Genomic DNA, 26,025 nt, shown 5'->3' with positions numbered 1-26,025 from the left:
CTCCAACCCGATGGCGAAAGCTGCCCTGCCGCCGCGTTTGAGTTAGGCTGCGGGACGATGAGCGATTCCCCTTCACCCCTCCCGTCCTTCGGTGCCTTCTGCCTCTACTGGCTGCGGCTGGGTCTGACCAGCTTCGGCGGTCCGGCCGGGCAGATCGCGATGATGCAGAGCGAGCTGGTCGAACGCCGCCGCTGGATCGACCAGACCCGGTTCCTGCATGCGCTGAACTTCTGCATGCTGCTGCCAGGGCCGGAGGCGCAGCAGCTCGCCACCTACATCGGCTGGCGGATGTATGGCGGGTGCGGCGGGCTGGTGGCGGGCGGGCTGTTCGTGCTGCCGGGTGCGCTGGTGCTGCTGGCCCTGTCCTGGATCGCCGCCGCCCATGGCGACACCGGGCTGGTCGGCGCGCTGTTCGACGGCATCAAGCCGGCGGTGGTGGCGATCATCGCCGCCGCGGTCTGGCGCCTGGGCCGCCGCACGCTGAAGGGGCCGGCCGCCGTCGCCCTGGCCGGGGCCGCCTTCCTGGCGTTGGCGCTGCTGCACCTGCCTTTCCCGCTGGTGGTCGGCGTCGCGGCGGTGATCGGCGGGGTGGCGGCGCGCACGGGCCGCCACTGGTTCGCCCACCCGCATCCGGCGGGCGACGATGGCTCCGACGGCGGTTCCACCACCGACCTGACGGCGGAGCCCGCCCCGAAGGCCGGACGGCTGCTGCCCCTGCTCGGGCTGGGCTTGGTTCTGTGGGCGGTGCCGGTGGGGGCGGTCCTGCTGGCCTTCGGCGCCGATCCCTGGCGGGGCGTCGCGATACTGTTCACCAAGGCAGCCTTCATCACCTTCGGCGGCGCCTATGCCGTGCTGCCCTACATCGCCGGACAGGCGGTGGACAGCTATGGCTGGCTCAGCCCACGGGAGATGATCGACGGGCTGGCGCTGGCCGAGACGACGCCGGGGCCGCTGATCCTGGTCACGCAATATGTCGGCTTCTTCGCCGGCTGGAACCGGCCGGGCGCGCTGTCGCCGGCGCTGGCGGGGACGCTGGGGGCGGCGCTGACGACCTACGTCACCTTCCTGCCCTGCTTCCTGTTCATCTTCGCCGGCGCCCCCTATCTGGAGCGCCTGATCCACAACCGCCTGGCCGCAGGGGCGCTGGCCGCCATCGCCGCGGCGGTGGTGGGGGTGATCCTGAACCTGGGTGTCTATCTGGGAATGGCGGTGCTGCTGCCGGACGGACAGCATACGGCCGGCAGCCTGATCTGGGCCTGGGCGATCATGCTGACAGCACTTTACGCGCTGACCCGCCGGGGGGTGGCCATCCACTGGGTGGTGGCGGGGGGAGCGGCGGCGGGCCTGATCCAGGCACTCGCCGCATCTTCCTTATAGAACGAGCAGAGTCGAGCGAGCTGGGCCCGCTCAGCGCCGAGTGGCGCGGGCGGGCGTCTCGTCCTCGACGTATTCCTCGTCCTCGTCGTCCTCGTTCCCTTCCGGGATGTCGGGCGAATCGACGTCGATGGGAACGCCGGGGGTATGCTTGCTGGTGCGGATCGACAGCGCCGACTTCACATGGGCGACGTTGGGCGCCGCCGTCAGCTTGGTCGTCAGGAAGCGCTGGTAGTCGTCCCAGTCCTCCGCCACGATCTTCAGCACGAAATCATATTCGCCGGCCAGCATGTTGCACTCACGCACGAGCGGCCAGCTGTTGACGAGCTCCTCGAATTTCTTTAGGTCCGCTTCGGCCTGGCTGCTGAGGCCGACCTGGGCGAACACCGTGACGCCGAACCCCAGTGCATCGGGGTTGACGTCGGCATGGTAGCCACGGATGAATCCCGCCTCCTCCAGCGCGCGGACGCGGCGCAGGCAGGGCGGAGCGGAGATGCCGGCACGTCGGGCAAGCTCCACGTTGGTCATCCGGCCGTCGTTCTGCAGATCGCGCAGAATTCGACGGTCAATTCGGTCGAGTTTGACCCGCCGCATGGTTTACTCGGTCGCTCCGGGGATGATTTGGAGAAAGGATATTACACGGGCATGGTGTCTACGCCAAGACGGAAACCCCCGCAAGGGCGAGCAACCCCGATAACGGTCTTTTCGCCGCAGCCCTCCCGCCTGAGGGCTCCCCTCCCTTCGAAGCTTCAACGATCCGGGTTCTCATGCAACCTCTGACCAGCGCGCCTCTGACCTGCTGGGTTGTGTCGGACGGCAAGGCCGGCATGGAAAACCAGTGCATCGGTCTGGCGGAGTCGCTCGGCCTGACGCCGGTGGTCAAGCGCGTCCACCTCCGCACGCCCTGGCGCCAGCTGACCCCCTACTGGCGCATCGGCAACCGATTCGCCGCCGGCCCCAACGGCGATCCGGTGGAGCCGCCCTGGCCCGACCTGCTGATCGGCACCGGGCGTCAGTCCATCGCCGTCTCTCTGGCGGTGCGCCAGCAGTCGGGCGGCCGAACCTTCACCGTCCAGATCCAGGATCCGGTGATGAACCCGCGTCACTTCGACCTGATCGTCGTGCCGCGCCACGACAAGCTGCGCGCAGACAACGTGCTGGTGACCCGCGGCGCCCTGCACCGGGTGACCCCCGCCATCCTGGCCGACGCGGCCGAACGCTTCGCCCCGCGTCTGGCGCACCTGCCGCACCCGCGCATCGCCGTGCTGATCGGCGGCGACAACGGCGTCTACCGACTGACGCCCACCATCATGGGCGATGTGGCCGAACGGCTGGCCAACCTGACCCGCACCCATGGTGCCGGGCTGATGGTCACCCCGTCGCGCCGCACCGGTGCCGACAACGAGGCGATCCTGCGCGCCCGCCTGTCCGGCCTGCCGGCGGAGGTGTGGGACGGCAGCGGCGAGAATCCTTACTTCGCCTATCTCGGCCTCGCCGACGCCGTGGTGGTGACCTGCGACAGCGTGTCGATGATTTCGGAGGCCTGCTCGACCGGCAAGCCGGTCTATGTGATCGAGCTGGAGGGCGGATCGCCCAAGTTCCGCGCCTTCCATGACGGTCTGTACCGGGACGGCATCGCACGGCCCTTCGACGGTTCCCTGGACCATTGGAACTATGCACCGCTGAACGAGACGGAGGTTGTTGCCGAAGAGGTGCGCCGCCGTCTGTCCGCCCACCGCAGGCGATTCGGCCTGTCGTAACGGGAGGGCGGGGTGCGGCGCGACCAATGCGCGCACCCCGCTGGTATGACCGGTTTGCTGCGGAGTTCGGTCGCCGGCCATGCCATAAGCGCTGGCAAACCGGCCGTTCCGACAAACACGGTCCGGGGCCGTCCTTCCATCCGGAACTTCCGCCGCCATGACCACTCCCGACGCCGTTTCCGCCTCTTTCCTGCGTTGCCTGGAAAACAGCCGGCTGTTCGACCAGCCCTATAATCACTGGCTGCTGTCCGAGGCGCTGCCGGAGGAGTCCGCCGACGCCATCGCCGAACTGCCCTGGGGTCCGCCCCCGGTGTCCGACACCTATGGCAAGCGCGAGACGAACAACGCGTCGCGCACCTATTTCGGCGAGGAGAACCGCGCCAGGTACGCGGTGTGCGAGACGGTGGCCCAGGCCTTCCAGAGCCGCCCGGTGGTGGACGCGATCCAGAAGGCCTGCAACGTCGACCTGACCGGCACCAGCCTGCGCATCGAATATTGCCAGGACACCGAGGGCTTCTGGCTGGAGCCGCACACCGACATCGGCGTCAAGAAATACACGATGCTGATCTATCTCTCGAAGGGGCCGAACTGTTCGCACTGGGGCACCGACGTGCTGGACGAGAGCCGGACGGTCGTCGCCCGCGCGCCCTACGCCTTCAATGAGGGGCTGATCTTCATCCCCGGAAGCAACACTTGGCATGGCTTCGAGAAACGTTCGATCGACGGGGTGCGCAAATCGATCATCGTGAACTATGTCGGTCCCGAATGGCGGGCGCGGCAAGAATTGTGCTTCCCCGACAAACCTGTTGCATAAAACTTCCGCCATGTTTAAGTGACGCCGGTTTTGGGGGGCAAAGCCACCGTCGGCACGCTCTTTGGGAGTCCCGTACCCATGTCCATGCTTGATCTGGACAAGTTCCGCGCTACCCCCCTGCAGCACGATCCCTATGATTTCCTGTGCGTTCCGGGTTTCGTGAAGCGGGAGTATCTGGAAGAGCTGCACCGCGACTATCCCAAGGTGGACAAGCCCGGCTCGATCCCGCTGGGCGTCTTCCCCCAGGGGCCGAGCTTCGACCGGATGATCGCCGAACTGAAGGGGCCGGAGGTCTGCAAGGCCTTCTCCGACAAGTTCGATGTGGATCTGTCGAAATACCCGACCATGTTCACGGCGCGCGGCATGTGCCGGCCGACCGACGGCAAGATCCACCCGGATTCGGCCAGCAAGGTCATCACCGTGCTGATCTACATGAACCCGCCCTGGGAGGCGACCGGCGGCCGCCTGCGCATCCTGCGCTCCCAGAACCTGGAAGATTACGCCGCCGAGGTTCCGCCGGAGGAAGGCACCCTGATGTGCTTCCGCCGCAGCGACACCTCCTGGCACGGCCACTATCCCTTCGAAGGCCAGCGCCGTGCGATCCAGATGAACTGGGTCAAGGGCGGCGTCTATATCTGGCACGAACAGTGGCGTCACCGCATCGGCGCCTGGGCGAAGGGCGTCTTCGGCGGCCAGCCGGCAGGGTATTGAGTACCGGCTGTTGCAGGGACGGGCTGAGGGGCTGAATCCACCCCCTCAGTCGATCAGATCCTCGACCTCGCGGATGCGGCCGTTGTCGATCATGAACTGAACCAGTTCGGGGCGCTGCTTGCCGAGCGTTCGGTGACGCTGGCGGACGGCGTCGATCAGGTCGCCGCCGCGGCAGAGGATTTCATCGGCGAACTCGATCATGCGCAGGTTGGGCCAGGTCTGGGCGCGGATGGCGACCACCGCCCCCACCGCGTCGGCCGCCGGACGATCGGGACGCGCCTGGGCCAGGATCATGGTCAGCGCCGCGGTGGAACGCGACACGCCGGCATGGCAATGGACCAGCAGATGGCGGCAGTCCACCGGTTCCGCCAGCAGATCGCGGCCGAAGGCCAGGATGCGCTCCACATCCGACCGCTCCGGCGCGATCTGGCCGCGGGTCGGTTCGATGATGTCGTGGAAGCGCAGTTCCAGCCGCTCATGCTCGCCGTAATCGCCGAACTCGCTTGGCTCCGTCATGTCGGGGTCGAGGATCGACAGCACATGGCTGACCTTGCCGCCGCCGAAATTGCAAAGCTCGCTGAGACCGCAGACCGTCAGGCCGAAAGGCACAAAATCGCTGGCCATCATTCTCTCGTTCGATTGCGGAGGGGAAAACACAGGGGCTGGGGAGCCGCATTTGGCACCCGCCGCCCCGCCGCCGTCAACCCGACAACCGTTCGTGTACGAGATCATCACATTCGGTGCCGGTGCCCGGCCATCACTCCTCTCCGCCGGCCTCCCCCTCGGCCCGGGCGGCCTCATCGGCCGGCCGCGCCGGACGCGGACGGGGGCCGCGCAGCTTCTTCAGCAGCAGCGAGAAGGGCTTCAGCGCGGTGTCCATGATGCTCTGGTCGCCCTCCAGCCGCGACAGCACGAAGGCGCCGGCCTCCAGGGTGGAGACGCTGTCGCGCCGCGGTTCCTTGCGTGCCTGCCCGTAAAGGGAGCGGAATTGCGGATTCAGCACGATGCGGTGGCATTTCAGCAGCCAGGCATTGCGCCACCACAAGGTCTTGGCTTGGCTCCAGGTGCCGTCCAGGATGACGATCCCCTCCAGATCGCCCAGAATCCCGGCACTGTCGCGCAGCGGCTGGCCGTTCTTGTCGACCACCGCAACCTCCGGCCGGGGAGCGCCGCCATCCTTCACCGGACCGAGATACAGAACGCCCCAGCGCCTGGGATCGACCTCGCGCCCCAGGATGCGCTTCAGGCCCGGCCAGCTCAGCCCGACCTTCACCATCGAGTTGGTGAATTGCAGATGGGCGATCTGGGCGGTGCCGAGATTTTCCCGCTTCTCCTGCGGATGCTGCAGGATCAGCAGGAAGACGCCGTTGTCGATCGGCTGCACTGCCTCGCAAATGCACAGATGATTAGGCTTTAGGCATTTCGGGCAGGAGTCGGGTATGGAGGCGCTGTGCATGGGAGGTACGCATTCCTTGAAGGGGATTGTCCGCGAATATGGGTTGGAACGACGCGGAAGGGAACACATCTCACATCGAGGACGGCGATGCTCACCGAAGAGCGATGGCCGCCACGGCGCGTACGACAGATCCCCTCTCAAGACTCCCTCGTGTCATACCTGTTCATGTGGGTTCAAGTGGCTTCGTATAAACCGTTTGTAGAGACTTAGTCGTGTGTCATGGAACTCGTGTGACGCGCTTAACAGCTGGCCTGGAACTTGCGTAGTTATTATCCAGGCAAACAGGACGACGGGTGGGCCAGGACCGGCCTTAGTCAGGCTGATCCACGGTGCCATCCGGCGCTCAGAAGGAGACCTGCCATGCTGCCCGCCCACCTTGCCGACCGCCTGCTGAAGCAGCGCCGCGATGCCGACAGCGCGGAGTTCGCCCGCCAGCTCCCGCTCTATGCCCCGATGGACGCGGATGACCCGCGCTGGATGACCGAGCCGGAAGGGTCGGAGCAGCCCGGCCGCCGCGAGCCCGACTGGGCGACCGACTACTGACCGGCAGTCAGCTTGGTGACGGCCGGTTTGCGGTGATCCGACAAACGATTCTGTCGGGTGTCGGACATCGGATGCCCGGCCGGCCATAGGCCCGCCTCGCGTCCTGCGGTCTGCCGAAGGCCGCTTCGATCCTCTTTCCCCACGTCGTGCCAGCCCTGCCCGTCCCAGGCGAGGGTCCAGCGGCCTGGACGCCCGCCCCGGCAGCGCTCCAGCATGACCGACCAGCGCGGCATTCCCAGCCCCGGCGGGCCTCCGGCCGGGCGTGGCGCCGCATCCCCCTCCTCATCCAGACTGGGGACGGCATCCAATCGCCAGCGGGTGACCGCGGCGCTGAGCCCTTCCGCCCGCCCGCCCGCCACCCGCAGGTTACGCCCGTCCGATGCCCCGGCGCTCGCGTCCATCAGGAAGCCGGTCACCCCCGAAGACTCGGCGGCAAGCTGCAGCCGCCGGCTGGCGGTCAGGTCCAGTCCTTCCAGCTCGCCCAGCACCGCCGACAGGGTGGAGCAGCGCAGCGCCTCCTCCATCGCCCACAGCGCATCGACCGGCCGCACCGCCCGCACCGCGACCAGCCGGTCGGGCGTCAGCCCATAGGCCGCCAGCCCCGGGGCATACAGGTCGCGCCCGCGCAGGATCCACAGCGCCGGCCTTTTCGGGGTCGCCAGCCGGGCCAGCAGCGCCACGGCGAATCCGGTGCCCGCCCCCGGGGCGTCCGCAGCCACCGCATGCAGGCAGCCAAGCGGCAGCCCACCGTCCGGCAGATGGCCGTCGACCGAGTCGATGCCGAACGCCAGGGTCCGCCCCCCTTCCCCGCCCGCCCCCTCGATCCGCCGGATGCGTGCGCGCAGGTCGGCCAGCAGTCCGGCACGGTCGCGCGGCGCCGCATCCGCAGATGGGGGGGAGGACAATGGCACAGGCATGACTCGGCTCCGTTCGACAGGCATATGTTCCTGATACGTTCTATCATGAACGCGCATCGAGGGGGAGCCTGCGACTCCTGTCTTGTTTTCGGGTCGCCTGTCCTGAAGTCAGCTGTCGCTGGGATCAGTTGGCGATTGGCGCTGCGCCGATCTTGCCGCGCGGGGCGGCCTTGATGGTCGGGCCGGCATTGTCGACGGGCTTGGCCAGAGTGGTGGAGGTGCCGCGGGTGCCGCGCGGCGTGTTGCCCTTCAGGCTCAGCAGATGCAGCCGGACATAGGCGGTGGAGCCGCCGACCTTCACCGCCACCCAGTCGCTGTTGCGCACCCGGCCCAGCGTGGTGACCGCCTGACCCGCCCCAAGCGTGGCGATGACGCCCGAGCCGCCCGCCGGCTGGGCATAGGCCGGCGTCGGCTTGTCCACCTGCCACTCCCCATAGATCGGCTCAAGCCCGGTTCCGGTATCGGGCGCGGTCCGCACGGTCGGCGGATTGGGGGTCCGCTGGTACGGCATGCAGCCGGGAACCATCAGCGTGGCCAGGGCCACCATCAAGGGAAGGGTACGCAGACGCCGGATCATCGCTCACCTTGAGATGGAACGGTGCTTTGCAGGAACAGGACGAACGGAGAGGGTAAACGGGTGGGTTGTGGACCTTCGGCGCGACCATACAGGACGCAGCCTCCTCTTCGCCACCGCAGCGCAGCCAGGTTCGCTATGCGCTTTTTGAGGCACGCCTCCCGGTCTTGAAGAATTATCTCAAATCCGATCTTTTCCGGCGCCGTTCGGCGCAGGAGTCCTAGGCTGCCCCGCGTATCTTGACCATCACGACGGCACCTTAACGGGGGCATCCGGCCATGATCTCCTCCCTCGGCAGTTCCAACAGCGCGGCGACGCTTCAGAAATTCTTCTCCAAGGCGGATGCCGACAGCGACTCGGCGCTGTCCAAGGACGAGTTGCTGGGCGCGCTCGGCGGCACCTCGGCCGCCTCCGACAGCGGGAAGCTGTCATCAGCCGTCGATGGCCTGATCGGCAGCCTGGACAGCGACAGCAACGGCTCGCTCAGCACGACCGAGTTCAGCTCCTTCGCCAGCCAGTTCGACTATGGCAGCGGCAGCGCCCTGCTGGCGGCGCAGGAGCAGGCGAGCGCGATGCAGCAGCAGTTCGCCCAGACCCTCTATTCCAGCCTGGACAGCGACGAAGACGGGTCGATTTCCCAGGACGAGTTGAGCAGCGCGCTGAAACAGGCCGACGCCAACCGCCCGCCGCCCCCACCCCCGCCCGCCAATGATGCCGGTATGGCAGGCGGCACCGCCAGCGCTTCGGACAGCGGCAGCACGTCTTCGACATCGTCAGCCTCGTCTTCCGGTACCGCGTCTTCAAGTACTGCGGCGGCCGGCGGCACGACCGGCTACGACCCGCTGGACACCAACAAGGACGGCTATGTGTCGGAACAGGAACGGATGGCCGCCTATGGTGGCATGCAGCAGCAGACGGGTGGCGTCACATCCAACCGCCTCAGCGGCGACATGCTGCGGACATTGATGCAGGGCATCAACGAGGTTGCCGCGTAGCCTTGTGGGTTCGGATGCGCGGCACGGGGAAAGGCGGTCGGCGGGTGGCGCCGGCCGCCTTTTCTTTTGCCCGACTTTCTCCGCCCAACTTTCTCCGATTGCCGTCAAACCGCCCGGCTGTGCCGTCCGGCGCCCTTGGACAGGTGGGTGTCGAAGCGGGCGGCAACGATGCGCATCAGCGGACGGGCGCTCTCCGGCACATGGATTCGGCGGCCATCCACCACCGCGACGCCGTCGGCGACCAGATCGGCCATGCCCTCCAACTCCGCGTCGAAGGCGGACTCGGGCAAGCCGTGGGCCCGGGCGATGGCGGCGGTGTCGACCGACAGGTCGCACATCAGCCGCATGATCAGGTCGCGCCGCACCTTGTCGTCCTGGGTCAGCGCGATGCCCTTGCCGGTGGGCAGGCGGCCCTCCTCGATGGCGGTGGCGTAATGGTCGAAGGGCACGGCGTTCTGAACGTAGCCCTGCGGCAGCGCGCCGATGGAGGAGGAGCCGAAGCCCAGCAAAGTCTCGGCATCGTCGGTGGTGTAGCCCTGGAAGTTGCGGCCCAGCCGTCCTTCCTCCTGCTGCACCGCCAGCTCGTCGCCGGGGCGGGCGAAATGGTCGAGACCGATGGCGCTGTAGCCAGCGGCCGACAGCGTGTCGGCGATGGCGGCGAACTGCTCCCAGCGGCCGAGCGAACCGGCCAGAACCGACTCGTCGATCTTCTTCTGGTGGGTCTTCATCCACGGCACATGGGCATAGCCGAAGACCGACAGCCGGTCGGGCGCCATCTCCAGCGCAATCTCGGCGGAGCGGGCGACGCTCTCCACCGACTGGTGCGGCAGGCCGTACATCAGGTCCAGGTTGACGCTGGCGATGCCGGCATCCTTCAGCCAGGCCAGCGCCTGCTCGGTGACGGCGCGCGGCTGGACGCGGTTGATCGCCTGCTGCACCGTCTCGTCGAAATCCTGCACGCCCAGCGAGGCGCGGTTGACCCCGGCGCGGCCCATCGCAGACGCCATCTCCGCCGTCAGGGTGCGGGGATCGATCTCCACCGCCAGTTCGGCATCGTCGGCGACGTCGAAGCGCCTGAGCAGCAGCGCGATCATCGCCTCGAAATCGTCGGGCTTCATCATGGTCGGGGTGCCGCCGCCGAAATGGATGTGGCGCACCGCCAGACGGCCGGGAATGCGGTCGGCCACCATGGCGATCTCGCGCCGCATATGGTCGAGATACTCCGCGATCGGCTCGTAGCGGGCGACGATCTTGGTGTGGCAGCCGCAGTACCAGCACATCTTCTGGCAGAAGGGGACATGCAGGTAGAGCGATCCCGAGCGGGACGGCTCGATCGCCTCCAGCCAGCCACCGTAAACGTCGCCGTTCACCTCTGGCGTGAAGTGCGGCGCAGTCGGGTAGCTGGTGTAACGCGGCACCCGCAGCCCGTCATACTTGGCGAGCAGCGCGGCGTCGACACCGTGGGCGACACCATGGGAATGGGACGGGTTGGCGGGGGCCGGCGAAACGGCCAGGGCGGTGATGGCGTTCATGAGCGACAGAGTGCCGCAGCCACCCCACCCCTGCCTTGATCCACGTCAAGATCGGAAAGAGCCACCTTTCGGCGGCTGCCGCTTCAGCGCTTCGCGGCGGCGGCCAGACGCTGTTCCAGATGCTCGTGCAGCAGGTTCAGGTTCATCCGGTTGGCCTTGAAGGCGATGTCGAACACGGTGCCCAGCACCGGGACCGAGCCGCCTGCCCAGTCCAGCAGCACGTTGAAGACCATGCGGGCCACCAGCGTCTTCGGCAGGTCGAAGCGGGCGGCCTCCATGATGATGTAGGCGGAAACGAACGCCGTCACCGTGTCGCCGGCGACCGGAACCACGCTGGCGATGCCGTCCAGCCCGATGGGGATGCGGGTGAAGGGAATGCGCCAGCGGGTGTCCATCAACCGGGTCAGGCGGCGAAGCCGCTCCAGCCGCTGGAAATCGATGGGGACCGAACCGCCTGTGGCGCCCGGCGGCGGCGCTTCGGCAACGGCGTGCCGGCGTGTGCGGATGGCGTCGATCATCGCATGTCCCCCCGATCAGGCGGTCCCGCGCCAGCAGCGCGACTCCCCGCAAGGGAAGAACCCACCGATCCCCCCGGCGGTTCCACCCTCCGGGCACAAAGTTCGCGAATCCAGCAGACACCATGCCGGCCTGCCGCCGACGGCGCTCGCATAGGCGCTCCTATGATGGGCGATTCCTGCCCGGCGGATCTCAGCTTGCCCGCGCCACCTCACGCGCCCGCGCACTGCCGGCGGCATGGAGCAGCGCATAGCCGGCCAGTGCCGAGGCAAGCGAGCCGGTCAGCACGCCCAGCCGCACCGCCACCGCATGATGCGGATCGGCGAAGGCCAGCGTCCCGATGAACAGGCTCATGGTGAAGCCGATGCCGGTCAGCACGGCGACGCCGTAGATCTGGCCCCAGCTGGCGCGGGCCGGCCGCTCGACCACGCCGGTCCGCACGGCGATCCACACCGCCAGGAAGACACCCGCCTGCTTGCCCAGGAACAGGCCGAGCGCGATGCCCAGCGGCACCGGCTCCAGCAGGCTGGCAGGGGTGATGCCGTCGAGCGGCACGCCGGCATTGGCGAGCGCGAAGACCGGCATGATCAGGAAGGCCACCCACGGGTGCAGCGCATGTTCCAGCCGATGGAGCGGCGCGTCCGGCGCTCGCTTGCCGGCGCGGTCGTCCGCCCGCAGGGGAATGGCGAAGGCCAGCACCACGCCGGCCAGCGTCGCGTGGATGCCCGATTTCAGCACGCACACCCACAGGATCAGCCCCAGCACCAGATAGGGCGTCAGCGACCGCACTCCGGCCCGGTTCAGCAGCCACAGGCCGACCGCCGATGCCGCCGCCAGGCCCAGCGCCAGCGGCACCAGACCGTGGCTGTAGAAGATGGCGATGATCACGATGGCGCCCAGATCGTCCATGATCGCCAGCGCCAGCAGGAAGACGCGCAGGCTGCTGGGGACCCGGTTGCCCAGCAGGGCCAGCACACCGAGCGCGAAGGCGATGTCGGTGGCGGCCGGGATCGCCCAGCCCTGCAGGGCGCCCGGTTCGGCCTGGGCGAACAGGCAATAGACCAGCGCCGGCACCGCCATGCCGCCCAAAGCCGCGATGCCGGGCAGCATCGCCTTGGCCGGGCTGGACAGCTCGCCCTCCAGCACCTCGCGCTTGATCTCCAGCCCGACCAGCAGGAAGAAGATCGCCATCAGTCCGTCGTTGATCCACAGGATCAGCGGCTTGTCCAACCCGACGCCGCCGGCCGTCACCGCCACCTTCATCGCCAGGATCGCATCGTAGAGCGGGGCCGCCGGCGAGTTCGCCCAGAGCAGGGCGAGCACCGCCGCAATCATCAGGACCACGCCGCTGGCGCTTTCGGTTTTCAGGAAGGTGGCGAGGCGTCTCAGCGTCATCGCGTCTCGTCTTTCCGGTCAATTGGTCGAAAGGAACAGATGGCACCGTCAGGCTTCCGTTAAAAGATGCCGACGCCGAAAAATCCCTGTACGGACGAATGCCAGAGCATCGCGGCGAATTGACGCGCCTGTGGATCTAAGCTGCTGCTGTCATTCCAAATTTCGGCCTCGAATACTTGAGGTCATGCGGGCTTATGTCTTTTGATCGCTGGCAATGCCCGAGAACAGCCGACACAATTCATCCAACAGCATCAGAAGAGCCGAAGGCCGGTCATCCGTTGGACGATCAGCCGCAAGGCTCTGGGCAAGGCCGGCAAACGGCCGCCCGTTCCGGAGGAAACGACCATGACCACACTTTATTGCGCCTGCTGCGGCAGGCCCTTCGTCCGCACGTCCGCCCGCGGCCCGGCTCCCTTCTACTGCTCCCAGGATTGCCGACTTCAGATGGCGATCCGCCGACGCGCCTGGAGCGAGCGGACCGACAGCAGGACGGCCACCCGACGGACCGTCGAGCGGCACGAGGTGGAGCACGCCGACCCGGCCCCTTTCGGCCGCATCCCCGGCACGGCGGCAGGACAGCGGGCGGCAACCTTCTGGAGATGAAACGCACCGACCCGGGACCGGCGGCAAAAGGGCGGTAAGACGCCGGTAAAAGGCCGGCAAGTCGGAGGAGCAGAGAGGCGGGAAAATGGAACTGGCCCCTTGCAGCGGGCCGGGGCCGACCTCATGTGGTCGCGGTCACGCTGGCGCCCCGCGGTGCCGGCGTGAAGCCTGTCGGTTGCACCCATCTGGCCACCGCCACCCGATTGCCGCCATCTGACTGCCGGAGCCCCGCCCCTACATGCTCGACCTGCTCTCCGACCCGAATGTCTGGGCCAGCCTTCTGACGTTGACCGCGTTGGAGATCGTGCTGGGCATCGACAACATCATATTCATCTCGATCATGGCGTCGAAGCTGCCGCCCGAACGGCAGCACAGCGCGCGGCGCGTCGGGCTGGCGCTGGCCCTGCTGACCCGCCTGGCGCTGCTGGCCTCCATCGCCTGGGTGGCGCAGTTGACCCAGCCGCTGTTCACCGTCGCCGGCTGGGATGTGTCGGGCCGCGACCTGATCCTGATCCTCGGCGGCCTGTTCCTGCTGGCCAAGGGCACGCTGGAAATCCACCACACCGTCGAAGGCCATGAGGAGGGCGGATCGGCGCCCAAGCACGCCACCTTCACCTCGGTGGTCGTCCAGATCATGTTCCTGGACATCGTCTTCTCGCTCGACAGCGTCATCACCGCGGTCGGCATGTCCGACCATCTGCCGGTGATGGTCGCCGCCGTCGTCATCGCCATGGCGGTGATGCTGTTCGCCTCGGGCCCGGTCGGCGATTTCGTCAACCGTCACGTCACGGTGAAGATGCTGGCGCTGTCCTTCCTGCTGCTGGTCGGCGTGGCGCTGGTGGCGGACGGCTTGGGCTTCCACATCCCCAAGGGCTACCTGTACTTCGCCATCGCCTTCTCCACCCTGGTGGAGGCGCTGAACCTGCTGGCCCGGCGCAAGCGCAGCGTGGCGCACTGACGGAGGGAAAGGGGGCGCCGGTCACGACGCCCCTTCCCCCGTCACGCCTCGGCGCGTTCGGCCATCAGGTGCTCGTAGGCGACCTTGAACAGGTCGCGGATCGAAACGATGCCGACCGCGCGCTTGCCCTGGGTGATGGGCAGGTGGCGGTAATGCTTGTCATGCATCAGCTTCAGCGCATCGACCGCGTCGGCGTCGGGCGGCAGGCTGTCGGGGTTGCGGGTCATCACCGCACCGACCTCCACCGACGACGGGTCGAGATCCTTGGACAGCACCTTGTTGTTCAGGTCGCGCTCGGTGACAATGCCGATCAGGGCGCCGTGGTCCACCACCAGCACCGCGCCGATGTTCTTGTCGGCCATCATCTTCGACACCGTGGCGACGGAGGTATCCTCCGGCACCAGGATCAGTTCCTGCGACTTCACGACGTCCGGAACCAGCTTGCGTTTCATCGACTCCCCCGGGATCTGGTTGTTGTGGACCAGACTGTAGCCAAAGCAAACGATCGGGGAGAACAACGGCATCGCAGCAAATCCGGCGCCGATTGTCGCAGGCAGACCTTTCGAATACTTACGAAGCGTTTCTCCTCATGACGCATTTCCCCTCATGACGCTTTGGGCGAGGCGAATGCCGACCCCGCCGACGACTGCCGACCGGCGATCGCCATGCCCAGCGCCAGCAGCAGCGCGCCCAGCACCACCACGGCAGCGGCCCCCAGCAGCACGGCATTGAAGCTGCCGGTGCGGGTCACCACCAGCCCGGCCGGCAGCGGCCCGATGATCTGCCCAAGCCCATAGGCGGCGGTCAGCGCCCCGACCACCCGGGCCGAGGCACCGGCCGACAGCTGCCGCCCCAGCGCGAAAGCCTGGGAGACGATGCCGACGAAGGTGCCGCCGAACAGCAGCGCCGAAATGACCGCCACTGTCGGCGATCCGGTCATCGGCAGCAGGATGGCGACGGCCTGGGTCAGGTGCGCCAGGATCAGCGAGCACCAGCTGTTCGACCGGCGGGCGACCGCGGCCCAGAACACCCCGGCGCCCATCGCCCCCAGCCCGGCCACCATCCAGGCAGCCTCGCCCACTGCGGCGGTGCCGGGATCGGTCTTCAGGATCGACACCAGGAAGGTGGCCGACACGATGTAGCCGCCGCCTTCCAGGAAATAGGCGAGCGTCAGCAGCAGGAGCGGCGCCGACAGCCCACCCCGCCGGGCCGGACCGGCATCTCCCGCCGCCCCGGCCATGACGGACTGCGGCGGCTGCGGCGGGTCGCGCACCCAGAGGCCGGGCATCAGCCCAAGCACCGCGCAGATCGCCCCCAGGGCCAGCCAGTCGCCGGCCCAGCCCAGCCGCTCGCCGAACAGCGCGACGAACAGACCCGACGATGCAATGCCCAGCCCCACCCCGGTGTAGAGCCAGCCGGCGAAGCGTTCGCCGCCCCGGCGGGTCAGCGTGTCCAACACCATGGCGATGCCCAGGATGAAGATGCCGGCGCTCGAGGCCCCCGACAGGAAGCGCAGGACCAGCCAAACCGGCATCGCCTGCCCGGCATCGCCCAGTTCCAACCCCATCGCCGCGGTTGTGGCGACGCTGACCAGCAGCGACAGCCGGTACACCGCCGTCCGCGTGGCGCCATGCGGCACCAGCCCGGCGCCCAACGCGCCGACGAAATAGCCCAGATAGTTCAGAGAGGCGAGCAGCCCCGCCCCGTCGGCCCGCAGCCCGGTGGCCTCCTGCATCGCCGGCAGGATCGGGGTGAAGGCGAATCGCGCGACACCCATTGCGATGGCAAGCCCGATCAGGCCGCCAACCAGCACCCGCACCATGATCCACGCCCTCTCGTTTTTTCGGCCGGCTCCTTTGACCGGGAACTGTTCGACAGAACGAACCGTCCGGTGGGCCAATTGATTTGGCGTCCATCATGGCCGCGGCCCCGCCCTCATTTCCAATGAAATGTTCTGATGATAAGCTCCACTTTCAGTGATGGGTGCCATGCACAGGAAGTGGAAGGAGGCCTCGCGATGGATCTGGCCGGTTTGCGGGTGGTGAAGGCGGTCGCCGACACCGGAAGCGTCAGCCGGGCGGCGGAGGCGCTGAACTGCGTGCAGTCCAACGTCACCGCGCGGATCAAGCGGCTTGAGGAGGATCTGGGCGTCGACCTGTTCCTCCGCCTCAGCCGGGGGATGGAGCCGACGCCGGCCGGGCGGGTGCTCAGCGGCTATGCCGACCGGGTGCTGCGGCTGGTCGCCCAGGCCCGCGACGCCGTGGCGGAAGCGGCCGGGCGCGGCGGCCGGCTGGCGGTGGGCAGCATGGAATCGACCGCCGCGGTGCGCCTGCCGCCGGTCCTGGCCCGCTTCCACCGCGACCATCCCGACGTGGATCTGACCATCACCCCCGGCCCGACCGAGACTCTGCTGGCGGACGTGCTGGCGGGACGGCTGGACGGCGCCTTCGTCGGCGGTGAGGTCGCCCACCCCGAGCTGATCGCCCGGCGCATCTTCGACGAGGAGCTGGTGCTGGCCGAACCGGCTGCCGGCCTGACCACCGAGTCCGCGCGCCGCACTCTGATCGCCTTCGGCCGGGCCTGCGCCTATCGCGGCCGGGCGGAGATGGCGATGCGCGAGGCCGGTCGCGTGCCCTTCCGGGTCATGGAGTTCGGGGCGCTGGACGCCATCCTGGGCTGCGTCGGCGCCGGCATGGGGGTGACGGTCATCCCGCGCGCCGTCGTCGAGCGCAATCCCTGGCGCGACCTGCTGGCGGCCCGGCCGCTGCCCGACGCGCTGGCCCGCATGCCGACCCAGTTCGTGCGGCGTTCCGACGCCATCGAAACCGCCAGCCTGCGCGCCTTCATGGAGGCGTTCTCGCAAGCCCCCGGCCCGGCCATCGCCGTGAATGGCGCAATGCAGGGTGCGACAGCGTCGCCCACATCACGCGCAGGGTTGAACGGCTCATCGGCGGCGTGCTAGGCAGGCGCGGGTTGGCCATCCGGCCCTGTGCCATGCGCGTGCCCTATTCCTGGGAAACGGCTCCGACCGGCCCCGATGGGCGATAGCGGGACCACGGACGCGCGGCTGGCACCGCGGGCCGGAACAGCGGAGAAGAGATCATGCCCTACGTCGTCACCGACGGCTGCATCAAGTGCAAGTACACCGACTGCGTCGAAGTCTGCCCCGTGGATTGCTTCTACGAGGGTGAGAACATGCTGGTCATCCACCCGGACGAGTGCATCGACTGCGGCGTGTGCGAGCCGGAATGCCCGGCCGAGGCGATCGTCCCCGACACCGACGACCGCGCGACCAAGTGGCTGGAGATGAACCGCGACTATTCCGGCCAATGGCCGAACATCACCCGCAAGAAGGACGCGCCAGCCGACGCCGACGAGTTCAAGGGTGTGGACGGCAAATTCGAGAAGTATTTCTCACCCAAGGCGGGCTGAGACCGAGTGACGATGCGGCCCGGCCCCCGATCCGAGTAGGATTTTTCGAGTCGGGCCACATCAACCGATTGCACCAATCGATGTTGCTATGCAAAATCGACGGGGCGGCCATGGCCGGGCGATGGACGATTTCCGCCCGATGGATTGCGCGTTCCCTTTGTAACTCGGGCGTAACATCGCTATAATGCGCGCCCGGAGCCGGCCTTCGCGCCATTGCCGGTTTTCCCATCGTTCCAGGACCTGTGGCTTTTGTGATCGTCGTGGATGGGTCCCATCCCCACGGCGCCATAATCGTCCGGGGTCCTTTTTCGTCCCTTCCACCGGGGCGGCAAAATGGCGTGATCGCGAGAAGTGAGAGCCAATCCACATGTCGAACAAGCTTGACTTCGAAGCCGGTGACTTCGTCGTTTATCCGGCTCATGGCGTCGGTCGGGTCGAAGGGATCGAGACCCACAGCATTGCCGGACTCGAGGTTCAACTCTACGCGATCACGTTCGAGAAAGAGCGCATGACGCTCAAGGTTCCGGTTACCAAGGCCCGCAACGCCGGCCTGCGCCGCCTGTCCTCCAAGGACCGGATCAAGGTCGCGCTGGAGACACTGCAGGGCCGTTCGCGCGTCCGCCGCACCATGTGGAGCCGCCGCGCCCAGGAGTATGAGGCCAAGATCAACTCCGGCGATCCGGTGTCCATCGCTGAGGTGGTGCGCGACCTGTACCGCGGTGCCGACCAGTCCGACCAGTCCTACAGCGAGCGCCAGATCTATCAGGCCGCCCTGGAGCGTCTGGCCCGCGAACTGGCCGCCGTCGAGAAGATCGACGAGACCAAGGCGACGGAGCGTCTGGAATCGGTGCTGTCCAAGGCCGCTTGATTCCGGGTCCCGGTTTTTCGGGCTCCTTATATACGTCCGTGACACGAACGGGCGCGCGGCTGCTACGTCACGCCGCGCGCCCGTCTCGTTTTTCGCCTTTGTTTCCACGGCATGACACGCCTAAACTCCGGCCGCCTTCCGGCGGACAGCGTCGGAACGACTTCGCGAACGACGCCGAAGGGAATCGAGTTTGGGTCTGCCGCCGCGCCTTGGTCTTCCCAACCGCCGGACCAACCGACCTGCCGGCCCCGGTGCCGGCGCCCTTGTCGGTGCCCTTGAGGACGACAGCCGTTTCACGTCGCTCGGCCGGCCGCGCCGGGTCTGGGCCATCGGCGCCATCCACGCACAGCCGGACCGGCTGGACTTGATCCATCAGGCCATCGGCCAGCGCTTCCGCCCCGGCGACCGGCTGGTCTATCTCGGCAACATGATCGGCTTCGGCGAGCAGGTGGTGGAAACCATCGACCGGCTGCTTGCCTTCCGCATCGCCCTGCTGGCGATGCCGGGCATGATCGCGTCCGACATCGTCTACCTGCGCGGCCAGCAGGAGGAGATGTGGCAGAAGTTGCTGCAACTCCATTTCGCTCCCGACCCGCGCACCGTGCTGGACTGGATGCTGCGCCAGGGCGTTGCGCCGACGCTGGCGGCCTATGGCGGTCATCTCGATGCCGGCATGGCGGCGGCACGCGGCGGAGCGGTGATGCTGGGCCGCTGGACGCGTGAACTCCGGCAGGCGGTGGCCGCGAGACCCGGTCATGAACAGCTGTTCAACGCGCTGCGCCGTGCAGCCTACACCGGCGGCGCGGCCTCGCAGGGCGGGGCTGCGGATGACGGCTCCTCCGACGGGCTTTCGAAGGACGCTGGGGACGGCGAGGGCTGGACCGGCAGCAGCCGCGGCGGCGGAAGCCTGCTGCTGGTCAATTCCGGCATCGATCCCCGCCGCCCGTTGACCGGCCAGGGCGACGCCTTCTGGTGGGGCAGCGCCGGCTTCGCCCGGCTGGAGCAGCCCTATGGCGGTTTCAGCCGTCTGGTGCGCGGCTACGACCCCAACTGGATGCCGGAAAGCCCCGGCGTCGGTGTCGGACCGGCAACGGTGACGCTCGACGGCGGCTGCGGCCGCGGTGGCTACCTCGTCTGCGCCTGCTTCGATTCTTTCGGTGAGATGCTGGACCTTTTCCAGGCCTGACCCAACCTCAGGTTCTGCCGGATCGCTCCGTCCGACCATAACTTCGCGCAATAACAGTGAAGAGTTTCCGCTCTCCGTCCCTCACCGGCCACCCATAAACGGGTCGCCGGAAAAATTCCTTTGCCTCTCCGGTGATCCGCTCCCCCTACACCTGCGTATGATTTCGCAACAGGGCGCGCTCATGCTTGTTGTCTTAACCCGACGGCATCGACCGGGGGCAGGCGGCAAAGCGGCGAAGACCCGATAGTACGGGGATATGCGAAGGAACACGATGCCGCCCAGACGGGAAGGAAGGGACGGATGGCATACATCGACGATCCGGAGACTCAGCGTGCAAATCTGAGCTTCATCAAGGCATCCATGCGCGAGCCGTTGCTGTCGCGCGACCACGAATTCGATCTCGCCCGAAAATGGCGTGAGGGCAACGACGAACGCGCCCTGCATCACCTGGTCCGGGCATACACCCGTCTGGTGGTGGCGACCGCATCGCGGTTCCGCAATTACGGCCTGCCGATGGGCGATCTCGTCCAGGAGGGCAATGTCGGCCTGATGCAGGCGGCCAGCCGCTTCGAACCCGACCGCGAGGTGCGTTTCTCCACCTACGCCGCCTGGTGGATCCGCTCGGCCATGCAGGACTACATCCTGCGCAACTGGTCGATCGTGCGGACCGGCACCACCGCCGCGCAGAAATCCCTGTTCTTCAACCTGCGCCGGCTGCGTGCCAAGATCGACAGCGCCACCCAGAACGGCAGCGGTGCGCCCCTGACCAGGGAAGGCCGCGAGTGGATCGCCGGCGAACTGAAGGTCGAGGTATCCGAGGTCGAGGCGATGGAGATGCGCCTGTCCGGTTCCGACCAGTCGCTGAACACGCCGGTGGCCGACGGCTCCGACGACGACTGGCAGGATTTCCTGGCCGACCAGCGCCCCTCGCCCGAGGATGTGGTGATCGGCATGCGCGACGCCAGCACGCGGTCGCAATGGCTGGCGGAGGCGCTGGGTGAACTGAGCCCACGCGAACGCACCATCATCCGCGAACGCCGCCTGCGCGAGGAAGGCGCCACGCTGGAGGAACTTGGCCGCGAACTGGGCGTCAGCAAGGAGCGCGTGCGCCAGCTGGAGCACCGGGCGCTGCTGAAACTGCGGCAGTCGATGCTGAAGCGGGTCGAGGATTCCGACGACCTGCTGGCCGAGGCGTGAGAAAGAGCCCTCCCCCCTGAGGGGAGAGGGCCCGTTTCACATCATCAATGCCGGAAGTGCCGCATTCCGGTCAGCACCATCGCCAGACCCTTCTCGTCCGCGGCGGCGATCACGTCGTTGTCGCGGATCGAGCCGCCCGGCTGGATCACCGCCGTCACCCCCGCTTCCGCCGCGGCCAGCAGGCCGTCGGCGAAGGGGAAGAAGGCGTCCGACGCAACCACAGAGCCCTTGGTCAACGGCTCCGACAGGCCGGCGGCCTTGGCGGCTTCACCCGACTTGATGGCGGCGATACGGGCCGAATCGACACGGCTCATCTGGCCGGCACCGACGCCCACAGTGGCGCCGTTCTTTGCGTAGACGATGGCGTTCGACTTGACGTGCTTGGCGACGCGGAAGGCGAACAGCAGGTCGGCCAGCTCCTGTTCGGTCGGCGCGCGCTTGGTGACGACCTTCAGCTCGGCCGGGTCGATGCGGCCGCTGTCGCGGTTCTGCAACAGGAAGCCGCCCGACAGCTGCTTGATCATCATGCCGGGCTCGGCCGGATTCGGCACGTCCTTAGTCAGCAGCACGCGCAGGTTCTTCTTGGTCGCCAGCAGTGCGCGGGCGGCCTCGTCGGCGTCGGGGGCGATCACCACCTCGGCGAACAGCTTGGAGATCTCCTCGGCCGTCTCGGCGTCCAGGCTGCGGTTGACGGCGATGATGCCGCCGAAGGCACTGACCGGATCGCACAGCAGGGCCGACTTGTAGGCCTCCAGCAGGTTCGACCCTTGCGCCACGCCGCAGGGGTTGGCGTGCTTGATGATGGCGACGGCCGGCTGCCCGAACTCCGCCACCAGCTCGAAAGCGGCGTCGGTGTCGTTCAGGTTGTTGTAGGACAGCTCCTTGCCCTGCAACTGCACGGCGGTGGCGACGCCCGGACGCTTCTCGCCGGTGACGTAGAAGGCCGCCTGCTGGTGCGGGTTCTCGCCATAGCGCAGGGTCTGGGCAAGCGAGCCCGACAGGGTGGTGCGCGGCGGGAAGGTCTCGCCCAGCTGGCCGGCCAGCCAGGTGGAGATGGCGGCATCGTAGGCGGCGGTGCGGGCATAGGCGCGCTGGGCCAGCTTGCGGCGCAGGGCCAGTGTGACGCAGCCGTCATGGGTCGCCAGCTCGTCCATCACCGCCTCGTAGTCGGACGGCTCGGTGACGATGGCGACGAAATCGTGGTTCTTGGCGGCGGCGCGGATCATCGCCGGCCCGCCGATGTCGATGTTCTCGACACAGTCGTCATAGGCAGCGCCCTTGGCGACCGTTGCCTCGAACGGGTAGAGGTTGACCACCACCAGATCGATGCCGGGGATGTCGTGCTGCGCCATCGCGTCGGCGTGGATGTCGCGGCGGGCCAGGATGCCGCCATGGACGCGCGGATGCAGGGTCTTGACGCGGCCATCCATGATTTCCGGGAAGCCGGTGTGGTCGGAGACCTCCTTGACCGGCACGCCAGCCTCAGCCAGACGCTGGGCCGAGCCGCCGGTCGACAGGATCTCGACACCACGGGCGGCGAGCGCCTTGCCCAGCTCCACCAGACCGGCCTTGTCGGACACGGAAATCAGGGCGCGGGCGATGCGGACCTTGTCGGGAGCGGGGGCATGGTTGGCTTTGGGCGGGCTCATGGCGTCATCCTGATCGCTGCGGGAATTGCATAAGGCCGCAGGCAACCGGGGAGACCCGGACAAGCACGGAAGAAGAAAAGCACGGACGACCACGGAAATGCCGCTCAGCCGTGCTTATCCGCGTCCGCCCGGCCGATCCCGGCCCGGACGGACATGGATAAGCACGGCGTGAAGAGTCCCGTGGTCGTCCGTGCCCCAAAATCCCGTGTTCATCCGTGTTTCCACGCCCCTCCCGAAGGGAATAGGCCCGGCCACCGCGGATGGGCGCGATTTACGCCGCCTTGCGCTCGCGGCGCAAGGCCCATTTCACCGTCAGCCCTTCGGGTCCGCATTGTCCCTGCATCATGATCTGCCGGGTGCGGCGGGGCTCCTCCCCGCTGCCGAGATAGACGCTCTCCGCCACCTCCAGCACGGCGCCGGTCACCCGCATGCGCCAGGCATTGCCGCTGGGCAGACGCAGCAGCACCTGATCGTTGCCGCCATTGCCCTGCGCCTGAACCGGAACGACCTGGACATTGGGGTGAAGGTGGAAGCGGATGGCGTAGGGCTGCGGCTGGGGCGTGGCGCCAATCACCGGTTCCAGCGTGTCCTCGCCGCGCAGATCCTCGCCATTGTCGGCCAGATAGACGCGGCGGCGGTGCAGCAGGCCGAAGCCCTTGCTGTAGCCGTTGTGGGTTGCCACCACCAGCATGGCCCCGTCCGATTCCTGGCGTTCGCAGCTGACATGCGTCGGCCGGCGCCCGAGCCCGCCCTTCTCCAGTACCTCCGACGAATTGGTGTCGGCGACCGCCATGGTCGAGTGGGCGGAGGTGCCGGCCAGCGCCGCGCGCCACGGGCCGCGCTGGGACGGGTGGCTGCCGCAATTGACGATCAGCCGCTCCTTGTTGACGGAAACCTCCATCGACAGGGTGCCGGCATGGGCGGTGCGGTCCAGCCCGGCCGGCGGCGGCGCGCCGGTGTCGAGCAGAACCAGCGTGCGCCCGGCGAGCAGACGCTCGAAGCCGGTGTGCGGCGCGCTTTTCAGCGGGCGGCCGCGGGCATCGGCCTGGGCCAGCACCGTGTCGATCAGCGCCGGCTCCTCCTCCCGCCCGCCGTTGAAAAGGGCGAGCCCGCCATCGACATGGCGGAAGAAGCGCAGGGCCGGCGTCATGCGGTCGATGGCGTGCTGGAGGGTTTCCGGCACCTCCTCCTTCGCGACGCGCAAGACGGCGCGCATGTCGATCAGGTCGCGCAGCACCCGCATCTGGATCGACGGGTTGCGCTCCACATGGCCGCCGTCGGGCAGGATCTGGCGGGGCAGCTCCTTGTCGAGCAGGCGCAACGCCTCCCGCGCCGCCTTGTCCTGGTCGGGCAGGCAATAGCCGCCGTAGAGCAGGCCCTTGATCGCGCCGATCAGCCGCTCGCCGTCCAGCTTGGCCGGCGCCACCCGCAGCAGGTGGCGAAGCTGGCGGGCCATGCTCTCGAACACCCGGGCGCGGAACTCGTCGTCGGCGGACGCGCAGTAGAAATCATGCAGACCGATCCAACTGGACAGCCGCATGCCCAGCACGTCGGGTGCCCAGCTCTGCGAATGCCAGCCGCCGTTCTGGTCCAGCCAGGACCACACCAGCACCCGCGCCCGGCGCCGCGCGGTGTCGCCGCCGACCGCGCGCAGGTCGCGCAGCCATTCGAAGCCGTGGGCGGCGCGCAGCCAGCCGGGGCTGACGCCCTGGGGCCGCCAGTTGGGCGCACCGTTGGGGTCGACCATGACCGGCTGGCCAGCGAAGTTCATCCGGCCGGCCAGCATGGCGTTGCCGTTATCGGTATCGCCCGGCCAGGGATCGGGCGGGATCACCGCCAGCGCGCCCGGCGCCTTGCCGCCCAGCATCAGGGCGTAGAGGGGGTTCCCATAGGCAAGGCGCGCCATGCCACTGCGAAACCGTCCGTTCCCGTCGCCCATCTGCGCCGACTCCTTCAGGACCGCAAGCGGCGTCGGCAGCCGGCGGAGGGTGATGATGCGGTGCGGGAGAACGCGGACGGAAGCATGGCTCGTGTCGTATCAATTCGCCGCCCGCACCGCAAGGCAGGGCTGGGATTTATCCCGCGGTGCGGACCGCAAAAGGCTTCACCCCTGGCGTCGGCGCAGGCGTGCCACGAAGAAGCCGTCGATCCCGCCGAGATCGGCCAGCATGCCCGGCAGGCTGCGAACCTCCCCCACCTCGTTGATCGGCTCCGACAGGCCGCCGAGCTCGTCGGCGGTCACAGGCCAACGCTCCATCCGCTTGTCCTGTTCCAGCAGGCGGGCGATCTGCACCTCCCCCTCCTCCGGCTGGATCGAGCAGGTGCAGTAGATCAGCGTGCCGCCGGGCTTCACCAGCTCGACCGAGCGGGCGAGCAGCCGCGACTGGGCGCGGGCCAGCTTGGCTATGTCGTCGGGCGTCTTGACCCGCAGGATATCGGGATGGCGCCGGATCGCACCCGTAGCCGAGCAGGGCGCATCGAGCAGCACGGCGTCGGCCGGCTCCTCCGGCTCCCAGGTGGTGGCGTCGGCGGCCAGCACATCGGCCTCAAGGCGCAGGCGCTTCAGGTTCTCCGTCACCCGCTCAAGCCGGCGGGCCGAGCGGTCGATGGCGGTGACCCGCGCGCCCCGCACCACCAGCTGCGCCGTCTTGCCGCCGGGGGCGGCGCACAGGTCGAACACCCGCTTGCGCGCCAGATCGCCGAACAGCTTGGCCGGCAGCGAGGCGGCGAGATCCTGGATCCACCATTCCCCGTCCTCGAAGCCCGGAAGCTCGGTCACCGACCCGCCGGTCGGACGGCGCAGCGATCCGGTCGGCAGCAAGGTGGCGCCCAGCCGTTCCGCCCAGCCCTCCGGATCGGACTTCACCGTGATGTCGAGCGGCGCCTCGTGCAGGTGCGCCTCGACGATGCCGCGGGTGCGGGCAGTGCCGTAGGCGGAGCGCCAGGACAGCCACAGCCAGTCCGGCGTGTTCAGCCGCCCGGCATCCTGCCGCGCCGCCATCTCCGCCCCCTCGCGCCCGATGCGGCGCAGCACGGCATTGATCAGCCCCTTGTAGGGAGCGGCGTTGCGCGCTGCCGCCAGTTCCACCGCGGTGTCGACGGCGGCGTGGGCGGGGGTGTTCAGGAACACCAGCTGCGCCGTGCCCAGCCGCAGCATGTCGTGGATGGCCGCCTTGGGCAGGCCCGGCTTGGCGAGGCTGGCCTGGATCATCTCGTCGATCTGGCCCAGACGGCGCAGGACGGTGGCGACCAGCAGGCGGACGAAGCCGCGGTCGCGCGGCTGCAACGCCGCCAGTTCGGGATGCGCGTCGAACGCGTCGTCGAAGGGGACGGACTTGCGCAGCACGTCGCGCAGCAAGTCGAGCGCAACGCCGCGGGCGGCGAGGGAAGTGTCGGTCATGTGTATGGATCTAGCGCGCCGGACGGCCAGTGTCGATACGGGATACCCAGCGATTTCAAAAGCCCGTTGCCGGGCCGCGGAGGCCGGAAAAGCGAAGGGCCGGTGCGTTGCCGCCCGGCCCTTTGATCTTCGCTTTTACCGGAGA

Annotated in this window: 26 protein-coding genes; 13 read left to right on the top strand and 13 right to left on the bottom strand. The window is 68.0% G+C overall.

What is annotated here, in order from left to right; all coding sequences use genetic code 11:
* Positions 1-57: 57 nt before the first annotated feature.
* Entirely contained in the window at positions 58-1,377 is a 1,320-nt protein-coding gene (gene chrA, locus CRT60_RS23035) for a chromate efflux transporter (RefSeq protein ID WP_098738917.1), read from the top strand.
* 30 nt (positions 1,378-1,407) lie between these two features.
* Here the strand turns inward: chrA and CRT60_RS23030 are convergent, their stop codons facing one another.
* Entirely contained in the window at positions 1,408-1,968 is a 561-nt protein-coding gene (locus tag CRT60_RS23030) for an Lrp/AsnC family transcriptional regulator (RefSeq protein WP_098738916.1), read from the bottom strand.
* Between the two features lie 173 nt (positions 1,969-2,141).
* Between CRT60_RS23030 and CRT60_RS23025 the strand changes: the two genes are divergently transcribed.
* The 3 genes from CRT60_RS23025 (at position 2,142) to CRT60_RS23015 (ending at position 4,659) form a co-directional block, all read left to right on the top strand.
* Positions 2,142-3,134 (top strand): mitochondrial fission ELM1 family protein, encoded by a 993-nt coding sequence (locus tag CRT60_RS23025; RefSeq protein WP_098738915.1) that lies wholly within the window; start codon positions 2,142-2,144, stop codon positions 3,132-3,134.
* A gap of 157 nt (positions 3,135-3,291) precedes the next feature.
* Positions 3,292-3,948: a 2OG-Fe(II) oxygenase gene (locus CRT60_RS23020; protein WP_098738914.1), complete on the top strand. Its 657-nt coding sequence runs from the start codon at positions 3,292-3,294 to the stop codon at positions 3,946-3,948.
* Between the two features lie 78 nt (positions 3,949-4,026).
* Positions 4,027-4,659, top strand: coding sequence for a 2OG-Fe(II) oxygenase (locus tag CRT60_RS23015; RefSeq protein WP_098738913.1), 633 nt, complete (start codon positions 4,027-4,029; stop codon positions 4,657-4,659).
* Positions 4,660-4,704: 45 nt separating this feature from the next.
* Here CRT60_RS23015 and CRT60_RS23010 read toward each other — a convergent pair whose 3' ends face one another.
* Positions 4,705-5,283 carry a tyrosine phosphatase family protein gene (locus tag CRT60_RS23010; protein WP_098740985.1) on the bottom strand — a complete coding sequence of 193 codons (579 nt, stop codon included), beginning with the start codon at positions 5,281-5,283 and terminating at the stop codon, positions 4,705-4,707.
* Positions 5,284-5,416: 133 nt separating this feature from the next.
* Positions 5,417-6,115, bottom strand: coding sequence for a tRNA-uridine aminocarboxypropyltransferase (locus CRT60_RS23005; RefSeq protein ID WP_280177240.1), 699 nt, complete (start codon positions 6,113-6,115; stop codon positions 5,417-5,419).
* Positions 6,116-6,475: 360 nt separating this feature from the next.
* Between CRT60_RS23005 and CRT60_RS23000 the strand changes: the two genes are divergently transcribed.
* Positions 6,476-6,658 carry a hypothetical protein gene (locus CRT60_RS23000; protein ID WP_098738911.1) on the top strand — a complete coding sequence of 61 codons (183 nt, stop codon included), beginning with the start codon at positions 6,476-6,478 and terminating at the stop codon, positions 6,656-6,658.
* Here CRT60_RS23000 and CRT60_RS22995 read toward each other — a convergent pair.
* Both CRT60_RS22995 and CRT60_RS22990 read right to left on the bottom strand, forming a co-directional pair.
* Complete coding sequence (locus CRT60_RS22995; protein ID WP_098738910.1) at positions 6,652-7,575, bottom strand: ImuA family protein; 924 nt, start codon at positions 7,573-7,575, stop codon at positions 6,652-6,654. The genes CRT60_RS23000 and CRT60_RS22995 overlap by 7 nt on opposite strands.
* A 124-nt stretch (positions 7,576-7,699) precedes the next feature.
* Positions 7,700-8,152: an SH3 domain-containing protein gene (locus tag CRT60_RS22990; protein ID WP_098738909.1), complete on the bottom strand. Its 453-nt coding sequence runs from the start codon at positions 8,150-8,152 to the stop codon at positions 7,700-7,702.
* 275 nt (positions 8,153-8,427) lie between these two features.
* Between CRT60_RS22990 and CRT60_RS22985 the strand changes: the two genes are divergently transcribed.
* Complete coding sequence (locus tag CRT60_RS22985) at positions 8,428-9,144, top strand: EF-hand domain-containing protein (RefSeq protein ID WP_098738908.1); 717 nt, start codon at positions 8,428-8,430, stop codon at positions 9,142-9,144.
* A 104-nt stretch (positions 9,145-9,248) separates the two neighbouring features.
* Here the strand turns inward: CRT60_RS22985 and hemN are convergent, their stop codons facing one another.
* The 3 genes from hemN to nhaA all read right to left on the bottom strand — a co-directional run bounded on the left by hemN (position 9,249) and on the right by nhaA (position 12,587).
* Complete coding sequence (hemN, locus tag CRT60_RS22980; protein ID WP_098738907.1) at positions 9,249-10,676, bottom strand: oxygen-independent coproporphyrinogen III oxidase; 1,428 nt, start codon at positions 10,674-10,676, stop codon at positions 9,249-9,251.
* 83 nt (positions 10,677-10,759) lie between these two features.
* Complete coding sequence (locus CRT60_RS22975; RefSeq protein WP_098738906.1) at positions 10,760-11,194, bottom strand: DUF4112 domain-containing protein; 435 nt, start codon at positions 11,192-11,194, stop codon at positions 10,760-10,762.
* Positions 11,195-11,384: 190 nt separating this feature from the next.
* On the bottom strand, positions 11,385-12,587 hold the full coding sequence (gene nhaA, locus CRT60_RS22970) for a Na+/H+ antiporter NhaA (RefSeq protein WP_098738905.1): 1,203 nt from the start codon (positions 12,585-12,587) through the stop codon (positions 11,385-11,387).
* A gap of 345 nt (positions 12,588-12,932) precedes the next feature.
* Between nhaA and CRT60_RS22965 the strand changes: the two genes are divergently transcribed.
* Positions 12,933-13,190: a hypothetical protein gene (locus tag CRT60_RS22965; RefSeq protein WP_098738904.1), complete on the top strand. Its 258-nt coding sequence runs from the start codon at positions 12,933-12,935 to the stop codon at positions 13,188-13,190.
* Positions 13,191-13,428: 238 nt separating this feature from the next.
* On the top strand, positions 13,429-14,148 hold the full coding sequence (locus CRT60_RS22960) for a TerC family protein (RefSeq protein WP_098738903.1): 720 nt from the start codon (positions 13,429-13,431) through the stop codon (positions 14,146-14,148).
* Positions 14,149-14,189: 41 nt separating this feature from the next.
* On the opposite strand, the gene CRT60_RS22955 is transcribed toward CRT60_RS22960, so the two are convergent.
* On the bottom strand, positions 14,190-14,600 hold the full coding sequence (locus CRT60_RS22955; RefSeq protein ID WP_109048118.1) for a CBS domain-containing protein: 411 nt from the start codon (positions 14,598-14,600) through the stop codon (positions 14,190-14,192).
* A gap of 152 nt (positions 14,601-14,752) precedes the next feature.
* The gene (locus CRT60_RS22950; RefSeq protein WP_098738901.1) at positions 14,753-15,970 is read right to left on the bottom strand and encodes a YbfB/YjiJ family MFS transporter; all 1,218 of its coding nucleotides are present in this window, start codon (positions 15,968-15,970) and stop codon (positions 14,753-14,755) included.
* Between the two features lie 195 nt (positions 15,971-16,165).
* Here CRT60_RS22950 and CRT60_RS22945 point away from each other — a divergent pair, with 195 nt between their 5' ends.
* From CRT60_RS22945 to CRT60_RS22925, 5 genes are all read left to right on the top strand, one after another.
* Entirely contained in the window at positions 16,166-17,110 is a 945-nt protein-coding gene (locus tag CRT60_RS22945; protein ID WP_098738900.1) for a LysR family transcriptional regulator, read from the top strand.
* Positions 17,111-17,250: 140 nt separating this feature from the next.
* Positions 17,251-17,580: a ferredoxin FdxA gene (gene fdxA / locus CRT60_RS22940; protein WP_098738899.1), complete on the top strand. Its 330-nt coding sequence runs from the start codon at positions 17,251-17,253 to the stop codon at positions 17,578-17,580.
* Positions 17,581-17,947: 367 nt separating this feature from the next.
* Positions 17,948-18,448 (top strand): CarD family transcriptional regulator, encoded by a 501-nt coding sequence (locus CRT60_RS22935; RefSeq protein ID WP_014248912.1) that lies wholly within the window; start codon positions 17,948-17,950, stop codon positions 18,446-18,448.
* A gap of 190 nt (positions 18,449-18,638) precedes the next feature.
* Positions 18,639-19,634: a metallophosphoesterase family protein gene (locus CRT60_RS22930; protein ID WP_098738898.1), complete on the top strand. Its 996-nt coding sequence runs from the start codon at positions 18,639-18,641 to the stop codon at positions 19,632-19,634.
* 300 nt (positions 19,635-19,934) lie between these two features.
* The gene (locus tag CRT60_RS22925) at positions 19,935-20,831 is read left to right on the top strand and encodes an RNA polymerase factor sigma-32 (protein ID WP_098738897.1); all 897 of its coding nucleotides are present in this window, start codon (positions 19,935-19,937) and stop codon (positions 20,829-20,831) included.
* 44 nt (positions 20,832-20,875) lie between these two features.
* Here the strand turns inward: CRT60_RS22925 and purH are convergent, their stop codons facing one another.
* The 3 genes from purH to CRT60_RS22910 form a co-directional block, all read right to left on the bottom strand.
* On the bottom strand, positions 20,876-22,480 hold the full coding sequence (gene purH / locus CRT60_RS22920; protein ID WP_098738896.1) for a bifunctional phosphoribosylaminoimidazolecarboxamide formyltransferase/IMP cyclohydrolase: 1,605 nt from the start codon (positions 22,478-22,480) through the stop codon (positions 20,876-20,878).
* Positions 22,481-22,751: 271 nt separating this feature from the next.
* Positions 22,752-24,419 carry a heparinase II/III family protein gene (locus CRT60_RS22915; RefSeq protein WP_098738895.1) on the bottom strand — a complete coding sequence of 556 codons (1,668 nt, stop codon included), beginning with the start codon at positions 24,417-24,419 and terminating at the stop codon, positions 22,752-22,754.
* A gap of 165 nt (positions 24,420-24,584) precedes the next feature.
* Positions 24,585-25,880, bottom strand: a complete 1,296-nt coding sequence (locus CRT60_RS22910) for an RsmB/NOP family class I SAM-dependent RNA methyltransferase (RefSeq protein WP_098738894.1) — start codon at positions 25,878-25,880, stop codon at positions 24,585-24,587.
* Positions 25,881-26,025 lie beyond the last annotated feature (145 nt).

Source organism: Azospirillum palustre (genome assembly GCF_002573965.1).
GTDB classification, from domain to species: Bacteria; Pseudomonadota; Alphaproteobacteria; order Azospirillales; family Azospirillaceae; genus Azospirillum; species Azospirillum palustre.
This window is presented reverse-complemented; position numbering and strand designations above follow the sequence as displayed.